Below are 2250 nucleotides of genomic sequence, written 5' to 3'. Positions count from 1 at the left end.
TGTGATTAGGCATGGAATAAGGACCCCGCATTTGGGGTGATCGGCGTCCAAACGGGACCCCCATCTGCGATGGGGTTACAACAGCCTCCGGTTTCATCGGAGGCTTTTTGTTTGGATGCTTATTGTGGAAACAATTCTGAAGATACGACGGCTGGCCCATGTGCAAGGCAAGTCGATCAAGGCGATCTGCCGGGAGTTGGGCATATCGCGGAAAGTGGTGCGGAAGGTTTTGCGCACCGATGAGACGGAGTTCAAATACGAGCGAGCCCGTCAACCTCAGCCGAAGCTCGGACCATGGCGCGAACAACTCGATCGGATATTGCTTGCCAATGAGGCCAAGGCTTCCCGCGAGCGCCTGACGCTGATCCGGATATACGAGGATTTACGCGACCTCGGCTATGAAGGCGGTTACGACACCGTTCGGCGTTATGCGAGGACATGGTCGAAAGAGCGCGGGGCCGTGACGGCGGAAGCCTATGTCCCGCTTTATTACGCGCCCGGCGAAGCCTACCAGTTCGACTGGAGCCACGAGATTGTCGTACTGAACGGCGTGACGACAACGGTGAAGGTGGCTCATGTCCGGCTTTGCCACAGCCGAATGATGTTTGTGAGGGCCTATCCGCGAGAGACGCAGGAGATGGTCTTCGACGCCCATGACAAGGCGTTCGCGTTCTTCGGCGGAGCCTGCACGCGCGGCATCTATGATAATATGAAGACGGCGGTGGAGACGGTCTTCGTTGGCAAGGAACGGCAATATAACCGTCGTTTCCTGCAGATGTGCAGCCATTTCCTTGTCGAGCCGGTGGCCTGCACGCCGGCGTCCGGCTGGGAGAAGGGCCAGGTCGAGAACCAGGTCAATCTGGTGAGAGAGCGCTTCTTCACCCCACGTCTGCGCTTCAAATCCTACGATGAGCTGAACGGCTGGCTGCTGGACAAGTGCATCAGCTATGCCCGCGCCCATAAGCATGTCGATCAGACGGAGCACACGATCTGGGAGGTGTTCGATGCGGAGCGGCCGCATATGATCAGTTATCCCGGCAAGTTCGATGGCTTCCACGCCGTCCAGGCCTCGATCGGCAAGACCTGCCTCGTGCGTTTCGACAACAACAAATACTCGGTGCTGTCCACCGCGGTCGGTCGCCCGGCAGAGGTACATGCCTATGCCGACCGCATCGTCATCCGGCAAGATGGCATCGAGATCGGTCAGCACGACCGCTGCTTCGGCCGCGGCGAGACGATCTATAATCCATGGCATTACGTTCCGGTCCTGACCCGCAAGCCGGGAGCCCTACGCAACGGCGCCCCGTTCCATGACTGGGTTTTGCCCGCCGCCATGGAGAAGGTGCGCCGCCGGTTGAAGGCCATGCATGACGGCGACCGGCAGATGGTGGCGATCCTGGAATGTGTCGGTGAGGCCGGGCTTCCCACCGTTGAAGCAGCCTGCCAGGAGGCGCTCGATCAGGGCGTGTTCTCATCCGCCGTCATCATCAACATTCTGGCCCGTAAGCGTGATCCGCAACCGGCCGCCATCCTTTCCATTCCCGATGCGCTTCGCCTGACCCATGAGCCTCTGGCCGATTGCGCACGTTACGACAGCCTCAGGAGGGCAAGCTGATATGGAACGATCCCAAATCCTCGACATGATGGGCACGCTGAAGCTGTTTGGCATGCGCAGCGCATACGACGAGACAATGGCTTCCGGCATCAAACGCCAGCATGAACCGCCCCGTATTGTCGGTGACTTGTTGCAGTCAGAGATTGCTGAGAAGCAGGCCCGGTCGATCAAATACCAGATCGCCATCGCCAAATTGCCGCTGGCCAAGGATATCAACGACTTTGACTTCACCGATACACCGGTCAATGAAGGGTTAGTGCGCCAGCTCGCGACCGGGGCGTTCCTCGCCGAGCAACACAATGTTGTTCTGGTCGGCGGGACCGGCACAGGGAAGTCCCATCTGTCCATCGCGCTTGCCCGTGCTCTTATCCGCAACGGAGCGCGGGGCCGGTTCTTCAATGTTGTCGATCTCGTCAATCGGCTTGAGACAGAAGCACGCAATGGCAAACAGGGGCGGCTTGCCGACTTCATCACCAGGCTCGACTTCGTCATCATGGACGAACTCGGCTATCTCCCGTTCGCTCAGGCCGGCGGCCAGCTTCTCTTCCATTTGATCAGCAGGCTTTACGAGCGGACGTCGGTCATCGTCACGACCAACCTAGCCTTCGGAGAATGGCCCGCTGTGTTCGGCGACG

1 protein-coding gene and 1 pseudogene are annotated in these 2250 nt (G+C 59.2%); both read left to right on the top strand.

Annotated elements, in window-relative coordinates:
* The first annotated feature begins 115 nt into the window (after nt 1-115).
* Nucleotides 116-1720 (top strand): annotated as a pseudogene (gene istA, locus K6N12_RS33470) (IS21 family transposase).
* On the top strand, nt 1617-2250 hold a 634-nt coding region (istB, locus tag K6N12_RS33465; RefSeq protein WP_222149168.1), incomplete at its 3' end, for an IS21-like element helper ATPase IstB. The pseudogene istA and the gene istB, both read left to right, overlap by 104 nt.

Source organism: Rhizobium redzepovicii (assembly GCF_019793435.1).
GTDB lineage: Bacteria > Pseudomonadota > Alphaproteobacteria > Rhizobiales > Rhizobiaceae > Rhizobium > Rhizobium redzepovicii.
This window is presented reverse-complemented; position numbering and strand designations above follow the sequence as displayed.